A 22389-nucleotide genomic window follows, 5' to 3' on the forward strand; every position below is an offset into this window, starting at 1 on the left:
CGATAATTGCTATTGGTTTAATCACTACTTCACCAACAATCCTAATTTACGTAGGATTTCTGAGAACGAATAACCATACGCAAAACCTACAATACGAATTCCTGGAGTGCATCTATGTTCTAAATCTTCATTGTATGTTTTCTTATAATACGCTAGTTTAGAATCAATGTTATGTTTGTCGTTAATAATTACTTCATCGCTAGGAAACCCATCCATTTCAATTTGAACAGCTACATACTCTGCTCCTTCATTTACAGCTTCATTAAAACACTTTTCTAATTCCTCTAATGTTACACCCATCATTAACCTCCTATTTAAATGTCCATTTTGCTTAATAAAAAAGAGCATCCACGTCAGTAGATGCTAAAATATGAGAAGGGGATTTCCCCAATGAGCATTGAATAGGATATAAGCGGTTAGCTTGTCCTACACTATACTATATGATTTCTATATTAAAATGGTTCATCAAAAAGACACCTTATACAGGTGCCCTTTCATGAACATAGAGGTAACACTAAAACGCAGCAATAAATTTGATATCGTGGTGTCAATATCATTCTATGCTCGATATTCCCTAATATGGTTAATGTGTAATTTCTATATAACAAAGAAAAAAGCACCCGTTTTGGATGCTTTTTTTGTATTTAATCCTTCTTCTCTTTTACCACTAAAGAGAATACATTGTCCAAATTAACCATACGATCTCCAAATCTGAAGAATCTAGCTTCTCTTGCTTGTATAGAATTTTCTATAGCAGCAACTGTTACTGTCTTTTTATGCTCAATTTCAAATTCGTGTTGTTTACCATCGACTGCTTCTATGCTTATTATAAATTTTTTCATTTACTTATTCCCCACCTCTCCCAATCTATCTATTCGACAGAAAAGAAGAATATCCTACAAAACAAAAAGCCATCACCGAAGTGACAGCTCCTGAAGGGGAAGAGAGAGAACAAATGGCAATAAGTATCTCTTCAAGCCTCTGGTATTCTAGATACTCTCAGGTTTCTCCAAATCACCGCATCAACTAATATGGCTACACGCCCTGTGTCGGTGACTGGGAGAAGACTAAGACTCTTCTCGTTTATACTCCGTAGAGTCGGCTACTTAATGTCATTTTCACAAATTTTGTTTACACAACGTTTAAAGGATTAATATCAAGACGTATATGTTTCTTCCTACACCTTGTTTGAACCAACACATAAGACTGAGGGGAAGGTTCAGCTGTATTGGCTCAAACAAAGAGCGGAAGCTCTCTGCATAGCGAAAATTCGTGAGTAATCGCTATAAGCGTAATGTTCATTGTTCCGTCCAAATTGATGAAGAAACCCTTTATTCTTGTTTTTCTTTTTAAAAACGCGATGTTCATCCAATCAAGAACAACCACCCCATTTCCATTTTTAAGAAACGACGTTAACAAAGAATAGAAAGGCATTATGTTCACCATCAGCCCAGAGGACGCATTCTGAGCTGAGCACTAAACATAATAGAAACAGTATGACGAATGCGAGTTATCCCACACCCGCCACACTGGAATATGTCATTGTTATACATTCATTGTTCTTTTCGTCTTAATGCGGGTTCTTACCGCCTAGCCCGCCCTTATTGCGGTATACGTTACCGTGACATTCTCGCATGAGAACGTTTCACTTATAGGTGTACTAATCCTCTTCGATATGCGGTTGTCAAAGGGCTTGTACATATAATTTATAATTTTTAGCATTTTATTTAGTCCCCCAAAAAGTTCGCTTTTTGTTCGCTATTTTTAGATGATTCCTAGCGCTGTAGCAATCAATTTAACGGCACTCTGCTTCTTCTCATAGAAGTAAGTTTTCTTGAGTAATAGATTGTGATAAACATCAGAATCTTTTACTCTCTCATTTGTCAGGAACTTCCGCTCTACAATATTACGCTCATCTTTATCTAATAAGTTATTAAGCGCCTTCTCTACCTGCTGCACCTTCCATTTACTCGTATTCCTTGAATCGCGTAACTCTGGAAACAAGCTGATTCCTTCTTGTTCCACTTCATTATTGAATCGCATCTTTAATGCCCGGTATTCCTTTAAGATGCTGACTACTTCCTTTTGTACTTTCTTGTCATCGATTGCTGGTAATAAAGTTAATTGTTCCATGAAGGAATCCCCCTATTTCGAATTTTGGTTTTTACATTCACATCAGGTACGTGAAATTTTACTATTTAACTACTGAATAAGGGAACATCACGCATTAACATAGCCCCCACCCCCCCTCTTTGATACATTTCATTCGCTAGATTGATAAGCATTTCAAATGCCATTCCACGGTTTCCTTGTCCCATTGTTATTCCTCTCTTTCTGTTCAAAGGATTATTTTGTTTAAACTTTGCTTAATTCTCACCAACAATTATATAAAAATTTTGAAATCGTTATATAATGAATTTAATTTAAAATTAGGAGTGGTTAAAATGCCAGATACAATACGACTCGTTCTTTTCATCCTTATAGCAATTAGTGCTGTTTTCTCTTTAATAAAAGAGTTTAAAAAACCTGAGAAAAAAGCACTTTGGATTTCAATAGAATTTTTAGTTCTTTTCTGGACGATATGGGTAATAGCAAATATCATAATCTAATTTATAAATTATAAGTCCCTTTGAATAAAACTCAATATTCCGTCAATAATGTAGATGACATTAGATTTTTCTCCTTGTTCCCCCTTGGAGATGAGCAGTTAGTTTTTGCTAACTGCTCTTTTATTTATGACAAAGATAAGATTCTTTAGAATGATTCTTCTTTATTTCTCAATATAAGGAGCCTTGGATTTTCATTAACACTCCTGTAGTATATAAACAAAGAGTAAGGTAAGAGTTACTCTTTGCCATTTTAGGAAAGGTTCTGTTGGAGACAACAGGACCTTTTTTCGTAAAAGGATTATTTTGTTATGTTTTCTAACAAACTTCATTTCAAAATTTTCAGATCCAGATGAACCTCTAGACGCAGACACCATATAAAAATTTAAATACTTCTTAATAAAGCAGGTGAAAACTATGCCATCTGTTGTTGGAAATCTGGTTGTACAAAATAGTAATGGTTCTTTCAACTTAGGCGATTTTTACAACGTTTCTCCAAAGGAAAATACGAAGGCTTATAATGGTTCAGGATCATCCAATGTTGCTTTTTTTGCCAATACCTTTAGCGGTGTTAGTGCAACAAACACATACGATTCTGATGTTGCAGACCAAAACCAAGTTGGGACAGTCTAGAATTGTTCATTTTCCTCTTCCTCCCCTGAATAAAACTCAATATTCCGTCAATAATATAGATAGGCGATAGCCAGAACTCATTTAATGAAGTCCCTAACCTTTCTCCTTTCCCCCTTGGAGAACCAGCCGAGCAGTTAGCTTTTGCTAGCTGCTTTTTTACAAATACTAATTAATTTATCCAAGCACATTTTGAAAAATCCCGTATGATTTGGTTTATCCTTTCTTTTAAGTGAATGAACTCGTAACGAGAGCACTTTATTAAGTGCTCTTTTCGTGTTTCAAATACATACAAAATGAATTTTTTGTTTAAAACCATCCTTATTTTTAGCTATAGTCTTACTAACACTTTTGTGTTAAAATCCTCTAGAATATTGATCTTTATATTATTTTTTGGAGGATTTATGAATAATCAAAACAACAATGGAACAAACAACATCAGTAGACTATTGGCAATTTTTCTAATAGTATCACCACTATTAATACCTATTGTGCTCCCTACAGCTATAATTGTAGGAATAAAACAATGGATGCCTGATGACGTTGAATATCCAAGTATAATATCACTATTGACATTATGTATTGGATTTTTCATAGTAGGAATCATCTTCTCTTTAGTATTACGAGTATTCAAATTATCTGAGGAAAAGCTAAAAGAATTAGGTTTCTTAGGGTTTACAATTTCAATTGTTAGTACCTTCCTGACGATGTATGTCGGATATTTTTGGCTAGCTAATCTTAATTTTACAACTGTGAAATTAACACCTCATGCTGTATTGATTTTTGCTATTTTATCTACGGTTCTTCTAGAGGCTATCTTTAAATTAATCGATAAATTTGATACCTCCGATGAAAGAGAATCAATAAATTAAAATTCAGCACCCCTTATCCAAGAGCACATACTCAAATGTGCTCTCTTTTATTTGCCTATTAGTTGCGATAGGTAAGACTTTTAAGTTATCTTCATCTTTTCCCCCGCTTAACACTGTACGTGCGACTTTCATCGCATACAGCGTCCCATCTTATTCTTCTATACTAAAGTAACTAGATTACAAGCTTTACGGAGTTTGTTTATTTTCTTCAATTGTTTATCATTCAATTGAAGTATTCTCATATATGTTCTAATCGTCTCTTCATTTGTAGCGTGAATCAGTCTGTGGACAAATTCATGTACAATAATTAGGTTATTAAACTCGTCAGTTCCTCCCATACCTTTCGGTATTTTGTGATGACAGTGTGCTTCATCAGCTAACAAAAAGATTTCTGTAACAGCACATTTTCCATTTTGCATAGAATATCTCGACATTTTGTTATCTGTATACTCCACGCTCTGCCCTTTATTGGATGATAGCAACATCTTCTGCATTTCATTGGCAATGTTACCTTTTAGGCTTTTGATGAATTTTTGTCTTCCTTTTATAGTGTAGTTGCATATGTCTTGACTGAAACTTTGAGGGAATCGTGTTTGTATGTCCGCTAGTGGATATACATGGTTACCTGCTATTTCAAAGGTTCTATAATTATTCCTGTGGGTTCTTTTGTATAATGCGTTTGCATTGGTAGGAATCTTATATTTCCCTATTGATTTTAGACGATTGAACAAGGTTTTCGAGAGACGAAAGGCTATTTCAGCAAAGTCTATAGATACATGTGTTGCAATTTTGTAATAGTTTTTTATGCTAAGCACGTAAGAGTTATAGTTCTGTACTGTTTTCCCTGATGGATTCTTTTGAATTGCTTTAATCCTTGTTTTTGCTTTTTCAAGGATATCCTTTTTCTTTTAATCGTTTCCAACAATCGAAAGCTTCATGAGGCGTATAGCCTTTTTCTTCAACTAATCTCGCTAGCCCAGTGATTATTAACTTTTGACCGAAACTACCCAAATTCAATTCATCTTTATTCATTTTCCATTCCCCTTTGTTCATAATTTCGTAACATCTATATATAAAGTTTGTATGAATTATGTGTTACACTTTGTACATTCCAAGAAGTTCTTATAGAATCGACAACTCGATGATCTTAGTACTGCCCTGCATCCTCTGCAGGGCTTCCCTCATTTATCTAGAGTTATATAATGGTACTTCACGATGACTTTCACGCTTTTATGTAACCCAGAAGATGAGAGAGAAAAAGAAAGCTTGGGAACAGTTAGAGATGTATGTTACTTATATGCAAAATAAAAAGAATGGCTAATCAAAGAAGACTACTTAACGTGACAGTCTTCTTTTTTATGTATTTGATTTTCCTTATAAGATTCATCTAGATATATTTTAAAAATATCTTCTGCTTTAATCGGAACCCCATGTTTCAAACCCCATTTCACCGCTTCCCTAACTCATTGCTCTTTCGTCATCATAAATTCCCCCTGCATCCTCTTTGTAGTTTGTGATTTTTTCCGAATATATCAATTTTTACTTAAATTAAGAAAAAAGAATTTCCCCAGAAAGCACGAAAACGAGCGTACATTTTTGTCATCCGTGCTGTATTATTTAAATATTTTCTTATTCCTACACTATTATTCAGTAGTTTACATTCAAATCCTCATAAATATTGACTTCAACCAAATTACCCTAATATCCTCAAAATTTTAAACAAAAGTATACATTCAAAACAATATAAATAAAGAAATCGAAAGACTCAAATCAAAAAAGATATTTCTACTTTAGGTATGATTACTTTATTTCCAAAAACTAAGGGTTTTGAAATCTTTTTATAAAAAATAAAAAAGGTAAAGGGACCAATATGTCCCTTCACCTTTTCCTATACATGCATTGCTAATTTAAATTCAAGCCATTTGCCTTGAGTCAAGTTTATGTTTGTAAATCTTTGCACCAGAGTCGTTTCCGTACCCCCTATTGATTCACTTCTTTTGCTACAAGAGCAGCATAAGCTTCTGCACCTATTTTCGTTAAATGTACGCCATCTGGTTCAAAGTACGCCTTATTTCCAGCACTTGCTGAATACCAATCAACTAACACCACATTTTTGTAAGATGATGCTGCTTCTTTTAGCTTCTCATTCACCAACGATTCCCACGGACGTGGTACCCTCGTATTGATTAATATAATTTTACGTTCATTCCCGATTACTTCTATCAATGATGCTAATTGCTCCTTGGTAAAGGCTCCATTTGTACCTAATCCAATAATGACATTACTTCCTAAATTCCCCTCATTCTTTAGCTGTTCCACAGCAAGGATTGCTTGTGACATTTGCCGTCCTATTTTCGCATCAATCCTAATATTAGGAAAAATATTTTTTAAATACGGAGTAATATCAATCATGATTGAGTCCCCTACAGCTGTAACTGTTAGAGGATCTTTAGGCTGTGCGGGATTCTCTTCTTTTTGTTCTTCTTTATTCTGAGGTGGTTCATCGGCTGGTTTTTCCCAAACTGCAACTGGATGTTTAGCCTGTTCTTCTTGCACTGCTTCCACCTTATCTTTTTGAGTATTCTCCTTTTCTTTACTAGCTGTTGTTAATCCAAAAGTAGCTATCGAAGAAATGAATACTGCACATATTAAAACTAACTTATAACTTAAAGTTAAGTTTCTTATTTTCAAGTTCTTAATCCGAATATTCTTCAATGCGCCTTTTCGGATTGGATTTTCAATAAACTTCCACGAAATTTGTGCAACAATTATAATAAGAAGAAATTGAAGAATGGCTCTTGTAAACGAAAACTCCCCAGTATTTACCTTCGGAGTCGTCAATGTAATAATCGGATAATGCCAAAGATATATCCCATATGATCGTACCCCCATCCAACGCAGTGGTCTAAATCTCAAAAATTGTGCGATTCTGCTAGCTGGATGAGCGAGGTTAGCGACTAACAAGGCAGTAGCAATTGATAAAAGAACCATTCCCCCACGGTATAGAAACGGCTCATATTGATTCGTCTTCCAAAACATAGTGAGAATGATGATAAGAGCAACTCCCCCAATGATATCAAGAATAAGACGTGCTTGCGGAATAATTTTACTCGCAAGCCTACTGCTTGGCCAAATTAAGGCAAGTGCCGCTCCAATTAGTAAAGAAAAAGCCCGTGTATCAGTACCGTAATAAATTCTACTCGGGTCAGTGCCTGGCTCATATAGGATTGCCATTGCTAAAGCGGAAGCAATCGCTCCTAGACAAATAAATAAGATCATGCGTGATTGTTTTTTTATGTAATAAAACCCCAAACTAATGACAAATGGCCAGACCACATAAAATTGTTCCTCAACAGCTAACGACCAAAAGTGATTTAGCGGGGAAAGCTGACTAAAGCTATCAAAATAAGATAATTTATGATAAATATACCACCAATTACTAAAATATAATAAAGCAGCTAGTGAGTCTCCTCGCATTTTTACAAGTAAAGAACTATGAAAAATTGTAATCCATGCTAAGGTGACGATGAGCATGATAAGCATTCCAGGAAGTAATCTCCTTGCCCTACTGAGCCAGAATTTCTTCAAATCAATTCTCTTATTATTCTTCCATTCTATAGCCAGAATATCTGTAATTAAATAACCGGAAAGTACAAAAAATACAGTGACACCTAAAAATCCACCGGGCATCCAATTAAAATTGATATGATACAAAATAACACCTAGTATGGCTAGGCCTCTTAGACTGTCCAATCCAACCATATAGCGACTATTTTTCTTTAATGGTTCGGGCATTCGCAGTCACCCCCTATATTCATCTAAAAATTCTGCAAATACTTTTACTATAAAAACCTATTAATTTCATTCCCTCTAAAAAGTATGAACTATTTCCAAAATATAAAGATTACAAAAAGATTACAAAACTCATTAACAAATAAACTTACTTTTTATGATTAGATACACAGCAACTAGAATTTTATCACGTTATCTAGTTTCATAAAATAATTTTATACATAAACCTTTAGGTTCTGGTGCAAATATAATCAAATTTGAAAAAAGGGCAATAGATTTTGTTAGGAATCCACTTCCCCTGTCTAGAACCACCCTGGTAAGGTATCACCTTATCTATCATGGGAGAATCTTGATACACATCTTTGTTTATATCTGAAGTAATGTGTTTTCTATCACTTGGTATGTTGGTGCCTGGTTCCCTTTCCGGAAACAAAGATATATTACTAATCTCTAATTCTTTTGAACCGCTTGGCACATCTTTTAAAACAGTAGCGTTATAATAATCAAATTCTCTTCCTGTTTCCCAGCTTCCATCACCATAGAAACTAATTCTCCCCCAATCCTTGTGACTTCGCTTTAAAGGTTGCGGAAATATAATCATTATTTGGAACGTTTAATCACTTAAAAACAGCAATAGAACTTTCTCTTACCGTATAGGGATATAAGACTCGATTCCCTCCTAATCTTGTATCAAATACTTTGTATCCACTAGTACCTGTACCATTTTTCTTCTACATAGGCTTTAGCTGTATTTAAGGATTCTGAAGTACTGTTTACCATCTTATAAGTTAAAGCTTTCACTTCTTCTTCCGTTTCAAATCGGTAAGGGAAAGCACATTCTCCCTCTCCAATTTTTTCGTAAATAATCTCTTTTGTGCCATTTATATAAATATCGGTTACGTCCTTATCCTCTTGCAAAGGCTCTATAATCCCAGATCCCAAAATATCGTCACATACCATGTTTAATAACTGATCCGAAGGTACATCTGTGATAACAACTTGATAACTTAACAAGAAGTTTTTAATGATGGTTTCTACAGGGGCTCTCTTCTCTTTATTCATAAAGGATTCACTTAAAATATCACGATGATTTTTCACTAAAAATACATATGTTTTTTTCTATTTCAAAGTACATTTTCCACAAAATAAAAAGCCTTAAAAACGTTGTCATATCAAGGTTTCCAAGTTGTTACCCACCCCTAAAACATGAAATAAAAGTTCCTTCAAAAGATTTGAAGGAACTTTTGTTTAAATAAATATAGCTATGATTATCAATAGTTATGTCGCTGTAATAGAATTTACTAACCGAATAACGAAAAAATGATTAATCCAGCAGGACTACTTAAATTTCCTGCATTAAACTCTCCAACACGTACTGGAGCTATCGGATTCAAAATATCATAAATTTCTACCGTATTATCGTTAAAATTTGCTACATAAAGAGTGGTTCCTGTAATAGCTAATTCAACAGGTGCATTTAAATTACCACCATTAAACTCCCCTACACGCACTGGAACTGTCGGATTCAATATATTATAAATTTCTACCGTGTTATCTCCATTATTTGTTACATAAAGAGTGGTTCCTGTAATAGCTAATCCAGCAGGATTAGCTAAATTCCCACCATTAAACTCTCCAATACGTACTGGAAATATTGGATTGAAAATATCATAAATTTCTACCGTATTTTCATTGAAATTTGCTACATAAAGAAATTTAAGACTCACAGTTGGACCTGGTCCAGTTGGGCCTGTTATACCTGTTGCTCCCGTTGGACCGGTTGGTACAGAAATTGGTGAAATCGGTGGCAATGTAGGCCCTACCAAGTTAGGATCAAATGAACTTGCAGATAGATTTACATTAGAGTTTAATCCGTACCATTTATTTTTCCTCTCCATATATCCCCCCTAAAAACACACATTCCCCACGTAATGCCAGTATTAGACAAAGTATTATTTTCTCTACAAAGATATGATATATAGAAGATGTACTATTCCCTTCATAGATTTTTCACTCTAATGAATGTATATCTAATAATTAACCTGCCAAGTTAATTATTAGGAAGACTCACTACATATTGAGTTATGAGATGACCTTCAATGAATTCCATGAAAATTTCAGCTAGTCGAGATCCATCAATTAGCTCTACAATTAATTCTTTCGCATACCGTTTGGCGTTTTTCGAAAAACCACCGGTTGAAACGGCATATCCACGTTTTGCAATATTACTGTGTACAAGTGCGATGGCTTTGTAAGACATATCACTTCACTTAGCCAAGGTATAAATCACCATTTAAACGATTTTCAAAATCTACACCATAATCTCCCAATGCTATTGTTACAACAGTTGTACCGCCGTGATATCGTTCAATCACATCTGCAACTAATGCTTCGAATTCTAATAGTGTTTGGCGAATAAAAACAGACGGAAATTTTTCATTTTCTTATGGATTCTGGTGCAAAAACGTACAATGAATTACAACAATTACTAACGATTGCATAAAATCCATCTGCAATCATACCAACTTTTTATCTGTCAAGAAACTTTGCAAAAGAACCTTCGTGCTTACTTTTTAAAATAAGCAGCACCAAAGTTTTCATTAAATCTCTTACACCAAACAGAAACCGAACCATATGTACTTACATCTATCCCTTCAGGAATTTCATAGTTTTGGTTGCCTTTGTTTCCCTTTAATTTTCCTAATTCAATATACTGATGATTTTTAACATCTTCATTATTTTTCAAACGATCTGTAGGAACTAATACTACTCGCACATCTGGCCCGTTAGATGTTGAAAAATTAGAAAGTCGTAAAATGCGTTTTCCATCCGCTAATTGATGGATTGTTGCTGTTCCAGTTGTTTCATGGACACCGTTTTGAAACTGACCTGCACTTATAACTTGAACTTGATCCTGAACTTGTTTTGTTTTCATTGATTGCATTTCCGTCTGTGGCAATGTTTCATTCACTTTCTTATCAATAAATAATTTCTCCGGTCGGAACAAAGACCATAAAATTAACACGAGAATTATGGAACCACCTATAAGCCATACATATTTTCTTTTCATAAAGTAAAAAAACCTCCTGTAACATACTGTTTAGTAGTATGTTAACAAGAAGGTCTTTCATTTTTATAACGTAAATGTTACAAAAGTCTTTCAGCGGTCTTATTTTTTTCTGATGTGATGGGAAGAGTAAACCAAAATTCACTTCCCTGCTTACCATCTGCGCGATCCCTCACACCAATTTCCCCTTTGTGCATTTCAATCAATGATTTTGCAATGGCTAGTCCAAGACCGGACCCTCCAGATTGTGAACTTCTTGATTGATCTGTCCTAAAAAATCGTTCAAATACGCGTAGTTGGTCATTTGGAGAAATTCCTTCTCCTTCATCACGCAGAATGAACTGGACTTGTTGATTTTGCTTATTTTCCTCTACAATCAACTCAATTGTTCCAGAGACAGGGGAATATCGAATAGCATTATCTAATAAATTACCTATAACCCTTGCTATTTTACACGGCATAATTAATAGTCGGGGTAATCTATCAGGAACCTGCAATTGTAAATCAATCTGTTTGTCTTCTAATAAGACAGAATGTGACTCTAATACATCTAATAGAACTTTATCTATATGTGTGAAACTTGGATAAAAATCTACTTGTTCAAACTCTAACTTTGAAAGTTCAAATAGGTCATTGATTAATCCACTTAATCTTTCTATTTCTTTTAAGATCGTCGCTAAGTATTGCTTTCTCATTTCAGGATCTTCAATCAGGTTATCTTGTAACGCTTCTATCATCAATTGTATGCTAGCCATAGGCGTTCGTAAGTCGTGTGAAATATTCGTAATTAGCTCCTTGCGGGCTTTTTCCCCTTCTTCTAACTGAGTAAACCCTTCTTCTAATTTTTTTGCCATCTGTTGAAACGATGTTGCTAATTCTTTAAACTCCCGTGGTTCTTTTCCAATTATATACATTGTTTCGAATTGTCTATCACTAAATTGCTTCGTTAATGTCATTAAATTTTTGATAGACCTCATGATAGGGCGTGTCATTAACCAGTAAATAAACGTTGAAATAATCAGTCCTACAACCGCAATTACTGTTAATAACCGTGTTTGTTCCGGTTCAAGTAACATTTTCGTCTCACTATACCATATAGCAATTACCAGGATACTGGTACTTAATAAATTCATGAGTAACAATTGAATACGTAATCTCATGATTCATTTCTTCCATTTGGCTCAAAGCGATATCCTATACCCCAAACTGTATGAATCCAATGATTCTTTATCGTATGCTTCTCGAGCTTTTCACGCAAACGACTCACTAGCACAGTAACTGTGTTTGATGCCCCTTCATGTCCAAAATCCCAAATTAATTCAAGAAGCTGCGAGCGAGAAAATACTTGTTTTGGATGTTTTGCCATGACATAAAGTACCTCAAACTCTTTCACCGTCAACTCCACTTCATTTTCACAAACAAGTACACATCTTGTCTTTGGATATATTTTTAAATCTGGAAATTCTATCACTTCCGATAGGGATTCTTTTGCTTGTATCGCTACCTGGCTGCCTCTTCTTAGTATAATTTGAACCCTTAATACTAATTCACGAGGGGAAAATGGCTTTGTTAAATAATCATCTGCTCCCATTGTTAAGCCTAAAATTCGATCCCTTTCCTCCCCTTTAGCAGTTAACATAATAATAGGGACATTTGATTGTTGACGAATTTCCCCGCATAGTTCCCATCCATCTTTTTTCGGCATCATCAAATCTAAAATAATTAAATCTGGTTGATGAGTAAGAAATACATCCCAACCTTCTGTACCATTTACAGCGGTATATACTTCATATTCTTCTCTTTCTAAATACCGTTTGCAGACTTCTCGAATATTTTCTTCATCTTCTACGATTAAAATTTTTTTCATATATTAACCTCTCTTCTTTTCACCAAAAATACAAAAATTTCTCTTATATGCTTTCATCTAATAAATATGTCCCCCCCTACTTAAGTAGGGGCATCACGCTTGGCTAAAAGCCGACGAAAATTCGTTACAACAAACAAAAAAATAAACTTATAAGGCTAAAGTTGATACCATCTTAAGATGGTGGTTTTTAACCACTCGTTTTGAAAAAAATTTGGATATGAAGATATAACAACTGATTGTATCACTAAATCAGAATCTCAAACTTCTATCTCTTAATGACCAAAAACCCTAAAAACTATATAATCCAGATGATAATTTTAACATTGAGTTATTTACATGACTAGATAAATAATCTTAATCGTGGTATTTATCTAGTCATACAAACAGAAAATTAAAATCGGATTTTTTACGAAGATTATATATTTATCCTGTCAGAATCTACTTTATGATGTAACTGTTTCCCAAAATCTCTATAATCATAAGATTGTATCTTGAAAAGGTCTATATAAGACGATACTCTGCATCATAAACCGCATATTCATTATATAAAAATACAACATAATATATAAAAGGTTACAATCTGATAAAAAGTCATTCCGATATATAGTTCTACAATAATAAAAAATCCTAGAAAAAAACAAATCAGTGTGCCCCGATTCTATATCGAAACACACTGATAGCTTCGTCTTCTTAGAAATGTCCACTTTACAGAAACAAAACCAATATTTAACTAAATTAGTGTCCAGTAAATATTGACAATTTCAAAATCAACCTACATTCGTATGTCTAACTTTTTAGGTGCAGTTTATTACCGGTGTTTTTTATAACTTTGCAACAAAACCGTTCCCTTTTACTTAGCTTTGTCGAAACTCCATCTATTTAAAGACGAACCAGTATGCACATCATTACCATATGTCACATAACCAGATCCACCCTTATCTAACCCTATATTGTTACCATCAGATTGTAGGTTCCATTCTCTCTGGTAATCAAGGCTGCCTGGGCTATGTATATGATTAAATTTAAAAGTACTTGCATTTTGTTTTTGGTCAAAATGGATATAACCATTTTGAAGTTTTAAATATTCATAGCCTGAATAAGCACTATTTTGAACTTTAATATGTATATCTTCACCTTTTTTGATTGGTTGTCCAGGTTTAGGCTGCCCTTTTCTTTCAATAATTACATTAACTGGTTGAGTGTAATTCCCAGCATACGCAAGATATTGCCATTTATCATTTCCTTTATAACTAAGCACAGGATTTCCACTAGCCTTCATAGTATAAGGAGTTCCTTCTACAATAAGTTCGTCGCTGAATCGATGGGTCAAATAATTTTCATATTCTTTATTATACGTAACAACTGTAGAGATTTTTTGTGTCGGAAGTTTCTTTTGTGCATCATTGATTTCAAATGTAACTTTTTGTGATGGATTGAAATCATTCAAACTTACAGCTTCTTTAGACTCATATACGTTTCCTTTTCTCAATAATGTTACTTGTTGTGTTTGTTTGGATTTTTTATTTTCAAAAGAAACAGAGACTTCATTACTCGCTCCGAATAAGCCAGGTACGACTGCTGCATAAAACTTTTTCGTAAATGGATCATAAGCACTATATGACAATTCCGGTTGCTGAATTTTTGTGAAAACACCGACTTTTGCGCCTTTCGAAACATAAGATTTTTTAGCATTTTCTAGATTCTCTTTCGCAACGATAACTTGATCTCCTCTGCTATTATCTATAAATTCATTTATCTTTGTAGAATCTACTTTAACATGCTTCAGAACCTCGTTAAACGTTAAATTTGTATCACTACCAACACCTTCTGGTGCATACATTCTAAACTTCGGTTTGTTCCCGATATCAGTCTCTAGTATTGTAGTCGAAGCATTTACACGAGATTCAAATTTTCCTGAATCTCCTAAATTCATAAATTCTCCATCTTTCTCAATATACAATTCCATTGTACTCGTAGGTAGTACTTCAACAGAAAGAATTGCACCTTGTTCAACAGCTTTCAATTCATCTAACGACAAGTAAATATTTACATCTGCTTGATTATCTACACTGTCTATCAATACTTCTGTTGTATTTCTTCCACCTTTTTCTGTACTTAACTGATTTGCTTTATAACGATCTTGTGTTGCCTTTACTGTACTGATAATCTTGTCCCCTAAACGAATGTTAAAATGAGGAGAAACATTTTGAGCAGACGCCGTCCCTGTATTTTTATATTCTAACTGTAAGCTCACTTTTGCTGCTTTTGCTGAATCAACAGTTTTTGCGGTAGACCAATCTATATTAGAAGAATATCTTTCGGTATCTGTTGATGTTTTCGAGTATCCATAGCTTACATTTAATGAGGCCTTCCCAGAAGGAACAGGACCGGCTGCGGAACCTTCCACACCACCTTCGACACCTGCTCCTACACCAAACGAATGTTGTGTCGATACACTTTTTTCCCAACCTTTATCAATGGACCCACCGTTTGAATCCGTAATAGCCGCAAGAGGAGTAACCCCAATACGTTTTATACCAACTTGCAAATTCGGTATATTTGCAACCATTGGATTAAACTCAGTATCAGAGTTACTGCCATAATACTGAACTTCATATGCATCTGTAAAAGGATCTCCATCCGAATTCGCGCTCATAGGATTTGTAATAAATTTTAATTTATCTTTGTCTCGCTCTGGATCCCATGCCTGTGCTTCATTTTTCCCGGTTTGTCGATTGAACTCAATTTTATAGCCTCTTATTTCTAAGTCGTTAGAAATACCATCTTGATCCCAATCGTTATTTTGTATTTCAATTTTTTCAGTAGACATCTTTCCCTTTTTTCCATCAGTTCCATAGATAAGATCTTTTCCTTCTTTTGCATTTGCATCCTCTTTGAACATTTCAATTGTGCTTCCTGCATTCGGCTGTTTTATGTCTGCTAAAGCAGGATATGCTAAGGTCAGTGCCATCGATACACTACCTAATACACTAAGTGCGGGCTTCAATTTCTTCATTTTTATTTTTCCTCCTTGATTTTTAGGTAAGTTAGAACACCTACTATTAAGAACAACTTCATCATATCTAATATATCTTTCATTTCTCTCTCATAAGTGTTACAAAAGTCTTTCATAAGTATAAAAAAAATCTTTCATACATCTATTACTGGTTCTGGTGCAAATATTTTTTGAAGATATAAAGAAGTAAAGAGATTCCTAACTGAATCCGCTTTTATGCTGGAATACCGAATAGTTGATGAATGAGGTTCACTTGATTTTGGACAGACTTCTCTTGAGAGGTTTGTCTTTTTTCATCATATGCATGGCTTCAATCCCAGCAAGAATCCATTTGGCAGTCCGAAAGGACTTTAAACTTAACATAGTACGTATGCGTTTCTTGATAAAGCGGTGATCCTGTTCCACAATGTTATTTAAATACCGAATTTGCCTCAACTTCACACCTATCGGCATGCTTTTTTCTTCATGTAATGCTTTGATAGCAACAGGATATGCTAGGTTCTTATCGACTGTAATCACTCGAGGTGTTACGGAATGACAGGAAGCCAAGGCTTTCTTCAAGAAGCGCTTGGCTGATTTAGCATTTCTATTCTTGCTCAGATAAAAATCGATGGTATTTCCTTCAGAATCCACAGCACGATACAAGTACATCCATTTCCCTTTGACTTTTACATATGTCTCATCGCCTCTCCAAGAATCCTTGGTTTTCTTTAAATAGCGTCGAACTCGTTTGTCTAACTCAGGGCTATATTGATGTACCCATCGCATGATGGTAGTGTGAGCAATGGACAAACCTCGCTCCTCCATCATTTCCACTAAATCACGAAAACTTAGATTGCACCGTAGGTACCATCTTACTGTTAGCAAAATAATATCAGGCTGATAGTGCTTCCATTTGAACGAATTTTGCCTATTCACACTGAACACCATCCCTTTTCTAGATTGATAGTATCAGTATGGCCAAGTTTAAGAGATTTTTTGCACCAGAATTCAACTAAGTGATACTCAAGTTTATGAATCTCACTCTCTATTTTTTTGGTTACGAATATCACCGATAAACAACGTTTGCTAAATAATGTATTACTATGACCTAGTTTTACACGTATCTAGGCTGAATCCCATTATAATTCACGTGAAATTTCCAGGAATGTCGGGTTCCCTTATTCACATTCCATAATGTTACAATATTGGTCAAGCACGTTATAATTAAATCGTTCACTTTTCGCCATTTATTAAACTAACGGGCAGGATATGTTAATCAATTCGCGAATACTTCAAATAATCATTAGCAAAGATTCTGCATGAACCATAAAAAATGGTATCCTTAAAAAAGTGAAGGGGCGGCATAGCCTTATGAAACTAGGACATATAATGATTTTCGTCAATGACATGACAAAGGCGAGATGGTTTTATTCTGAATTGCTGGGTTTAAAAACATTGTTAGAGCAAGAAAATAAGCTTGTATTTGCCCTTGACGGCTGTCAGCTTATAGCTTTTAAGTGTGAAAAGACCAAAGAAATTGGAGATTATTCAAACGAGGCTAGAACAGTTTTGGTGTTTGAGGTCGTATCTGTTGAGCAAACTTATAAGGAACTGAAGGAAAAGGGTATTCAATTTTTGCATGATAAACCTACTCAAGGGCGATATGCTGCTTTCGTAGATCCGTTTGGTAACGTGCATGAAATCGCTGAATCGTTCGGATGAGTCCCACGGCAACAATTCTTTCTTTTTCGGGCCATTTATAAAAACCTTTAAGACGATATGATAAAACCGTGATTTAAAAGTATATAGAGTTGAAATATGTAAAGAGAAGCCCTTTAAATATGTTCCTTAACCTTATTTTTATCACCGTTTATATGTGTTCTGTAAACAAATGTTGTTAAAATCACCTCAAAAAGTAAACGGAATTCCAGTTCTGTTAACCTAAAATGACGGGTGGTCCCAAAAAGCAGTAATCTTTGCCGTGCCCCTTATAGAATAAAAGTGTCCTAGCAGTTCAAGATATTGATCCCTATTGTTTGTATTAAATTAGTTTGTTTTGCCTATAAGGGGTACCGCCACATCGCCATCAACTTAAGCATTTAGGCTATTTTTAAAGTTAAAAGCACGTTACTATTCTTTTATATTAACGGGAAAGAGTGACGTACTTTTTATGCATAATTTCAGTGTACACAATGACATTATTTTTTGCTCCAGAACCGGATAAACTACTGGTGTGCTATATTAATCTCCACTTTCCTCGTTATTACAAGCTAATAATGGTTCGTACATCATTATAGCGTGATTCTCCGTTACATATTGATCTTCTACAAACTGTTTCTGTTGGCTATATACTCTACGTTGAATAACATTATGTCGTATATAACCACCCCAGTATGCAGATTGGATTGAGTGTTCTTTTTCATAAACTTCATATTGATAAAGCTGCGGATAGGCTGTTCTCCATTCACCAACTAAATGTTTCTCTGTGATATAAAGGTGAAGTTGATACGATTGGTCCGTTTCATTTTTAATTTGTAAGTCCAAATAGTTATAGGAACAAGTCGCTCCGCTTCCAAACGGCTGGGTCCGCTTGGAATCAGGAAAGACATCAAAGCTATGACGATATCGCTCTGTTACTGTCAGTGGTGTATGTAAGGTCATCCAATATATTAAATTTGAAAGCTGACAAAGCCCTCCTCCAATGCCTGCTTGAAAAGATCCATAGTGTAGTATCATACCTTCTACATACCCTTTTCTCCTAGTAGGCTTACCTATTAAACGCCAGTAAGAGAATGTTTCTCCCGGTCTAATGACGATACCATCTAGCTGTTTAATGGCAATCTTTAAATTAACAACTTTATTCTGTTGATACCACATATCTACATCCTTGAGCTTACGAAGTAGTATCGTTCGGTGCTGAATCGCTGTACAGGGTAACTTTTCTTGTTGTAAAGTTTTTGCGTATGTTTTTCCGTCTGCTAACCACTGGATGTACCTCTTTGTAGAGTAATACCATGTTCCTAGCATAATACGATACTTAGAACGCTGTTTAGGACGTAAGTTCACTATATTCATTTTATTTCCTCTCCTCTCTCTATCGTATTTATAAGTGGTTGGAAGCATATCTCCTTCTGTGTATTAGTAGGAAAACGAGCACCCTTTCGCTATGAATAAGAGTGCTCGTTTTTTCTTTTATGGATAATTCTCGAATCGTTATAGTCTCTCCTAGTAAGCGAAAATTAAATCCACTTCTTTGAAATGCCCATTTTATTCAATAAAAAGCAGCCTTACCCACTTAATATCAAACGATTAACTACACCTCCAACGGTTAGATGCGCCCTAAAAATTAGAGGAGGGTGTAGTTTTTTTATAAAACAGCTTTTAAAAATTTAATCCAAAGAGTTTACCGCAACTTGGAATTGTCCTGTAGATCCATCATCATTTGAAACGTAAATTTTATATGTTCCCACCGGTAATGGAGATAAAGCATTCCGCACATTTGTAACATTAATTTTTTGTTCACCCGGTTTTATATAACCACCAACGATGGGTTCCTTATTTGGACCTTTTACGCTATATCCCATTTTATTTTGACCATTATTTTTTATAAAAAAGCTTAAATCTGTACTCCCCTTATATACAAAAGAAGTTACAGCCTCTCCAGTATAATCCAGTGTTTGAGTTAATAATAGGTCTGTAGGAACATGTTCAATTACATTGATTGCATCATTTGATTTTTGTACCTCTTCAGCATAAGCATTATTACCTAACACGCCAAATGTTAATGCTGAAATTACTCCACAACTAACTATTAATTTATTTAAATTCATTTTAAGTTCCCCCTTGCTGTTTGTATTACATTACCATCATACATTCTTTTTAAGAGGATTTTAATGTAATGATTCATATCTTTAAAACGGTATATATTAACATCCATTCTTTAATCATTATGAAGAAGTATTATTCGCTTAGCACTTTCTCATTCTCCACGATCATTTTACTTTACTTTTCTTCTTTATCATTTTAGCCAAGAAGACTCCCTCCTCAAAGAACGTGAAGTGATGAATACGAAAAAATGATCACCTAAATCTACAAAATTGGCTCCTTCCCCATTTATTAAGTCCCCTTCAAAGCTCTTTTCCTCAAGTAAACTTTTTAAAGTATATTATTATCAAATAAATGTATCACAACAAAAAAAACCGAAAAATCACATAGTTATTTCATAAGTAAACAATTATTTTGGCCTGAATATAAGTACTTATGCTGAATTTTTATGGTTCTGGTGCAAAAAGATGATAAATAAAAAAGAATCAAGGATTCCTAACGGAATCACCTGTTAAGCAGTTAATCCAAACACCTGGTTGATAAAAATATTCTGATTTTGGACAGACTGGTCCTGCAAATCAATTTGTTCTTTTTTGACCATATGCATGGCTTCAACACCACTCAATATAGAGCGTATACATTTTTTAATAAAACGATGATCTTATTCTACTATGTTATTTAAATATTTTATCCTTTGGATTTTGGTGCCTATTGGTATCCTTTTTTCTTTCTTCAACTGTTCGATAGCAATTGGATAAGCAGGGTTCTTATCAACCGTGATGATACGAAGCTTTGAGACATGAAAAGACCGCAAGGCTTTCTTGAAGAATCGCTTTGCAGCCTTATGATTTCTAGATTTACTCAAATAAAAGTCAATCGTGTTTCCTTCAGAATCAACAGCACGATATAAATACATCCATTGTCCTTTTACTTTTATATATGTTTCGTCCACTCTCCATGAATTCGTTTGTTTGAGATGACGTCGAATTCATGGTCCATATTGATGTACCCATCGCATAATAGTTGTATGAGCCAGGAATAACCCTCGTTCCTCCACCATTTCCACCAAATCACGAAAGCTTAAGTTGTACCGTAGGTACCAACGTATAGTTAACAAGATGATGTCTGGCTGATAATGTTTCCACTTAAATAAATTCTCCTTTTCCATACTGATTACACACCTTTTATAGAGTAGTACTATCAGTATTTCCAAGTTTGATAGACCATTTTCATCTACTTCAAAGTTTTTGCACCCGAACCGAAGTAAAAGAATTACCGAAAACAGGATCTTCTGTTGGGATTGATATGGGATTAAAGGATTTTGCTATTCTTGCAAATGGAACTACATACAAAAAACCTAAATTCTTTCGTACATTAGAAAAAAATTAGCGGAAGCACAACGCATCCTTTCCAGAAGAGCGAAAGGTTCTTCGAACTGGAATAAATAACGTGTGAAAGTGGCACGAGTCCATGAACATATTACTAATGCAAGAAAAGATTACTTGGATAAAATCTCTACCGAAATCATCAAAAACCACGAAGTAATTGATATTGAGAATCTACAAGTAAGCAATATGCTGAAAAACGGGAAACTTGCCAAAGCAATCAGTGAAGTATCTTGGTCACAATTTCGAAATAAGTTGGAATACAAAGCAAAATGGTACAGGAAGCAAGTTGTAGTTGTCTCAAAAACATTTGCTTCTAGTCAGCTATGTTCAAATTGTGGTTACCAAAATAAAGACGTTAAAAATCCAAATCTTCGTGAATGGGATTGTCCTTCTTGTGGCACACATCACGATAGAGAAATTTACGCAGGACTGAATCTTAGAAACGAAGCGATTCGTCTCTTAACAGTAGGGACTATGGAGATAGCCTACCGCTAGGTTTCCGTACTTAGGAATCTCCCACTTCAAACAGTCCGTTAGGACGTTAAGTGGTGAGTAGTTCAATTTACTGCTTTTTTGGAGTATTGATAGGATTGCTGTCATAAATCACAAAATAAAAACACAGAAGTTTGTCACCTCTGTGTTTCTTCGAATTTTCTCTGATTGATTGCTCGATAAAGAGAACCTTGTGATACCACAAGAACCTTACTCACCAGTAATCATAAACAACTGGGACATTAACTTTTCCGGTGTGATTCAGCAGGCGAATACGGTACTTCATGGGCAATTTGCTCCAGTTGAACCGATTTGACCAGGTGATTCCGCTTAATACGGAATAAATAAAGAAAAACCGACTTAAATTACAGAGCCGGTTTCTTTTGTTATTTCACATATACATTGGCTACATTTATCTCTACATTAGATATTTATATTTTTCTTCCTGTCCCACAATTTTAATTGGGAAAGGTTGAAAAAAATGATTCAAATCAAAGTAACACCTGAAATGCTAGAAGAAGCTGCTAATCGTGCAAGTAATACCAGAATCACATTAGAATCTATACATAATAATTTATGTAATGAAATTGATCATTTGTGTTTTCAATGGATTGGTGCCTCTAATCAACAGTTCATTCAAATGTTCAATGATGCGAAACCAAAAGCTTTTACATCTATCAATTCACTTGTACAAGTATAAGTAAATTTGAAACGCATCGCCGTAAAATTCCGTAATGCGGATAATCAAGATTTTGAACTTTCACAAAAGCAAACTTTTAAATACATAATTACTTCAAACATCATATAGAACCAGGTTTATCTTATCTGGACAATAATAGCTTAGTCCCCCAC

At 34.6% G+C, this 22389-nt stretch carries 17 protein-coding genes and 10 pseudogenes; 8 read left to right on the forward strand and 19 right to left on the reverse strand.

All coding sequences use genetic code 11. From position 1 onward, the window contains the following. Window positions 1-24: 24 nt before the first annotated feature. The 4 genes and pseudogenes from NSQ08_RS27710 to NSQ08_RS27725 form a co-directional block, all read right to left on the reverse strand. Complete coding sequence (locus tag NSQ08_RS27710; RefSeq protein WP_340780446.1) at window positions 25-300, reverse strand: hypothetical protein; 276 nt, start codon at window positions 298-300, stop codon at window positions 25-27. A gap of 344 nt (window positions 301-644) precedes the next feature. Next, window positions 645-842, reverse strand: a complete 198-nt coding sequence (locus NSQ08_RS27715; RefSeq protein WP_016119215.1) for a hypothetical protein — start codon at window positions 840-842, stop codon at window positions 645-647. Window positions 843-1764: 922 nt separating this feature from the next. Further along, complete coding sequence (locus NSQ08_RS27720; RefSeq protein ID WP_215589309.1) at window positions 1765-2133, reverse strand: ArpU family phage packaging/lysis transcriptional regulator; 369 nt, start codon at window positions 2131-2133, stop codon at window positions 1765-1767. A gap of 77 nt (window positions 2134-2210) precedes the next feature. Next, window positions 2211-2318: pseudogene (locus NSQ08_RS27725) on the reverse strand (Holliday junction resolvase RecU); the annotation flags it as partial. A gap of 126 nt (window positions 2319-2444) precedes the next feature. Between NSQ08_RS27725 and NSQ08_RS27730 the strand changes: the two are divergent. From NSQ08_RS27730 to NSQ08_RS27740, 3 genes are all read left to right on the forward strand, one after another. After that, window positions 2445-2609: a hypothetical protein gene (locus tag NSQ08_RS27730; RefSeq protein WP_016119211.1), complete on the forward strand. Its 165-nt coding sequence runs from the start codon at window positions 2445-2447 to the stop codon at window positions 2607-2609. Between the two features lie 414 nt (window positions 2610-3023). After that, window positions 3024-3239 (forward strand): spore germination protein, encoded by a 216-nt coding sequence (locus NSQ08_RS27735; RefSeq protein WP_088045543.1) that lies wholly within the window; start codon window positions 3024-3026, stop codon window positions 3237-3239. Between the two features lie 401 nt (window positions 3240-3640). Further along, window positions 3641-4108, forward strand: coding sequence for a hypothetical protein (locus NSQ08_RS27740; RefSeq protein WP_002187357.1), 468 nt, complete (start codon window positions 3641-3643; stop codon window positions 4106-4108). Window positions 4109-4266: 158 nt separating this feature from the next. Here NSQ08_RS27740 and NSQ08_RS27745 read toward each other — a convergent pair. After that, window positions 4267-5016: pseudogene (locus NSQ08_RS27745) on the reverse strand (HNH endonuclease signature motif containing protein); the annotation flags it as partial. Further along, window positions 4997-5140 (reverse strand): hypothetical protein, encoded by a 144-nt coding sequence (locus NSQ08_RS27750; protein WP_340780561.1) that lies wholly within the window; start codon window positions 5138-5140, stop codon window positions 4997-4999. The gene NSQ08_RS27750 and the pseudogene NSQ08_RS27745, both read right to left, overlap by 20 nt. Before the next feature lie 220 nt (window positions 5141-5360). Between NSQ08_RS27750 and NSQ08_RS27755 the strand changes: the two are divergent. After that, a pseudogene (locus NSQ08_RS27755) lies at window positions 5361-5429 on the forward strand (helix-turn-helix domain-containing protein); the annotation flags it as partial. A 659-nt stretch (window positions 5430-6088) separates the two neighbouring features. On the opposite strand, the gene NSQ08_RS27760 reads toward NSQ08_RS27755, so the two are convergent. The 10 genes and pseudogenes from NSQ08_RS27760 to NSQ08_RS27805 form a co-directional block, all read right to left on the reverse strand. After that, window positions 6089-7903: an acyltransferase family protein gene (locus NSQ08_RS27760; RefSeq protein ID WP_340780448.1), complete on the reverse strand. Its 1815-nt coding sequence runs from the start codon at window positions 7901-7903 to the stop codon at window positions 6089-6091. 232 nt (window positions 7904-8135) lie between these two features. Further along, window positions 8136-8625, reverse strand: a pseudogene (locus tag NSQ08_RS27765) (DNA-binding protein); the annotation flags it as partial. A gap of 4 nt (window positions 8626-8629) precedes the next feature. Further along, window positions 8630-9004, reverse strand: a pseudogene (locus NSQ08_RS27770) (hypothetical protein); the annotation flags it as partial. Window positions 9005-9201: 197 nt separating this feature from the next. Beyond that, on the reverse strand, window positions 9202-9798 hold the full coding sequence (locus tag NSQ08_RS27775) for an exosporium leader peptide-containing protein (protein WP_340780449.1): 597 nt from the start codon (window positions 9796-9798) through the stop codon (window positions 9202-9204). A gap of 152 nt (window positions 9799-9950) precedes the next feature. Next, window positions 9951-10344 (reverse strand): annotated as a pseudogene (locus NSQ08_RS27780) (restriction endonuclease); the annotation flags it as partial. A 122-nt stretch (window positions 10345-10466) separates the two neighbouring features. Beyond that, entirely contained in the window at window positions 10467-10970 is a 504-nt protein-coding gene (locus tag NSQ08_RS27785) for a DM13 domain-containing protein (protein ID WP_002144163.1), read from the reverse strand. Window positions 10971-11047: 77 nt separating this feature from the next. Next, window positions 11048-12127: a sensor histidine kinase gene (locus tag NSQ08_RS27790; protein WP_002144165.1), complete on the reverse strand. Its 1080-nt coding sequence runs from the start codon at window positions 12125-12127 to the stop codon at window positions 11048-11050. Beyond that, window positions 12124-12834 (reverse strand): response regulator transcription factor, encoded by a 711-nt coding sequence (locus NSQ08_RS27795; RefSeq protein WP_078177345.1) that lies wholly within the window; start codon window positions 12832-12834, stop codon window positions 12124-12126. The genes NSQ08_RS27790 and NSQ08_RS27795 overlap by 4 nt, the downstream gene beginning before the upstream one ends. Before the next feature lie 850 nt (window positions 12835-13684). Beyond that, complete coding sequence (locus tag NSQ08_RS27800; RefSeq protein WP_328069571.1) at window positions 13685-15850, reverse strand: binary toxin-like calcium binding domain-containing protein; 2166 nt, start codon at window positions 15848-15850, stop codon at window positions 13685-13687. A gap of 214 nt (window positions 15851-16064) precedes the next feature. Further along, window positions 16065-16780, reverse strand: a pseudogene (locus tag NSQ08_RS27805) (IS6 family transposase). Between the two features lie 423 nt (window positions 16781-17203). On the opposite strand from NSQ08_RS27805, the gene NSQ08_RS27810 reads away from it, so the two are divergent. Beyond that, the gene (locus NSQ08_RS27810; protein ID WP_002144170.1) at window positions 17204-17554 is read left to right on the forward strand and encodes a VOC family protein; all 351 of its coding nucleotides are present in this window, start codon (window positions 17204-17206) and stop codon (window positions 17552-17554) included. A gap of 519 nt (window positions 17555-18073) precedes the next feature. Here the strand turns inward: NSQ08_RS27810 and NSQ08_RS27815 are convergent. The 3 genes and pseudogenes from NSQ08_RS27815 to NSQ08_RS27825 form a co-directional block, all read right to left on the reverse strand. Beyond that, a complete protein-coding gene (locus tag NSQ08_RS27815; RefSeq protein WP_012259825.1) occupies window positions 18074-18907 on the reverse strand; it encodes a VanW family protein in 834 nt (277 codons plus the stop codon). A gap of 314 nt (window positions 18908-19221) precedes the next feature. Further along, a complete protein-coding gene (locus NSQ08_RS27820; protein WP_002144172.1) occupies window positions 19222-19662 on the reverse strand; it encodes a hypothetical protein in 441 nt (146 codons plus the stop codon). Window positions 19663-20168: 506 nt separating this feature from the next. Beyond that, window positions 20169-20825: pseudogene (locus NSQ08_RS27825) on the reverse strand (IS6 family transposase). Window positions 20826-20899: 74 nt separating this feature from the next. Here NSQ08_RS27825 and NSQ08_RS27830 point away from each other — a divergent pair. From NSQ08_RS27830 to NSQ08_RS27840, 3 genes and pseudogenes are all read left to right on the forward strand, one after another. Beyond that, window positions 20900-21540: pseudogene (locus NSQ08_RS27830) on the forward strand (RNA-guided endonuclease TnpB family protein); the annotation flags it as partial. Between the two features lie 190 nt (window positions 21541-21730). Next, window positions 21731-21853 (forward strand): hypothetical protein, encoded by a 123-nt coding sequence (locus NSQ08_RS27835; protein WP_258169583.1) that lies wholly within the window; start codon window positions 21731-21733, stop codon window positions 21851-21853. 165 nt (window positions 21854-22018) lie between these two features. Continuing rightward, a pseudogene (locus tag NSQ08_RS27840) lies at window positions 22019-22303 on the forward strand (WXG100 family type VII secretion target); the annotation flags it as partial. Window positions 22304-22389 lie beyond the last annotated feature (86 nt).

The organism is Bacillus sp. FSL E2-8887, assembly GCF_038007205.1.
Classification (GTDB): domain Bacteria; phylum Bacillota; class Bacilli; order Bacillales; family Bacillaceae_G; genus Bacillus_A; species Bacillus_A mycoides.

Bases quoted from the DNA above. Each gene is read 5' to 3' on its own strand.
- NSQ08_RS27750 (WP_340780561.1), bottom strand. From the start codon at position 5,140: ATGAATAAAGATGAATTGAATTTGGGTAGTTTCGGTCAAAAGTTAATA.
- NSQ08_RS27790 (WP_002144165.1), bottom strand. From the start codon at position 12,127: ATGAGATTACGTATTCAATTGTTACTCATGAATTTATTAAGTACCAGT.
- NSQ08_RS27775 (WP_340780449.1), bottom strand. From the start codon at position 9,798: ATGGAGAGGAAAAATAAATGGTACGGATTAAACTCTAATGTAAATCTA.
- NSQ08_RS27785 (WP_002144163.1), bottom strand. From the start codon at position 10,970: ATGAAAAGAAAATATGTATGGCTTATAGGTGGTTCCATAATTCTCGTG.
- NSQ08_RS27800 (WP_328069571.1), bottom strand. From the start codon at position 15,850: ATGAAGAAATTGAAGCCCGCACTTAGTGTATTAGGTAGTGTATCGATG.
- NSQ08_RS27815 (WP_012259825.1), bottom strand. From the start codon at position 18,907: ATGAATATAGTGAACTTACGTCCTAAACAGCGTTCTAAGTATCGTATT.
- NSQ08_RS27710 (WP_340780446.1), bottom strand. From the start codon at position 300: ATGGGTGTAACATTAGAGGAATTAGAAAAGTGTTTTAATGAAGCTGTA.
- NSQ08_RS27795 (WP_078177345.1), bottom strand. From the start codon at position 12,834: ATGAAAAAAATTTTAATCGTAGAAGATGAAGAAAATATTCGAGAAGTC.
- NSQ08_RS27715 (WP_016119215.1), bottom strand. From the start codon at position 842: ATGAAAAAATTTATAATAAGCATAGAAGCAGTCGATGGTAAACAACAC.
- NSQ08_RS27760 (WP_340780448.1), bottom strand. From the start codon at position 7,903: ATGCCCGAACCATTAAAGAAAAATAGTCGCTATATGGTTGGATTGGAC.
- NSQ08_RS27810 (WP_002144170.1), top strand. From the start codon at position 17,204: ATGAAACTAGGACATATAATGATTTTCGTCAATGACATGACAAAGGCG.
- NSQ08_RS27740 (WP_002187357.1), top strand. From the start codon at position 3,641: ATGAATAATCAAAACAACAATGGAACAAACAACATCAGTAGACTATTG.
- NSQ08_RS27735 (WP_088045543.1), top strand. From the start codon at position 3,024: ATGCCATCTGTTGTTGGAAATCTGGTTGTACAAAATAGTAATGGTTCT.
- NSQ08_RS27730 (WP_016119211.1), top strand. From the start codon at position 2,445: ATGCCAGATACAATACGACTCGTTCTTTTCATCCTTATAGCAATTAGT.
- NSQ08_RS27720 (WP_215589309.1), bottom strand. From the start codon at position 2,133: ATGGAACAATTAACTTTATTACCAGCAATCGATGACAAGAAAGTACAA.
- NSQ08_RS27820 (WP_002144172.1), bottom strand. From the start codon at position 19,662: ATGAATTTAAATAAATTAATAGTTAGTTGTGGAGTAATTTCAGCATTA.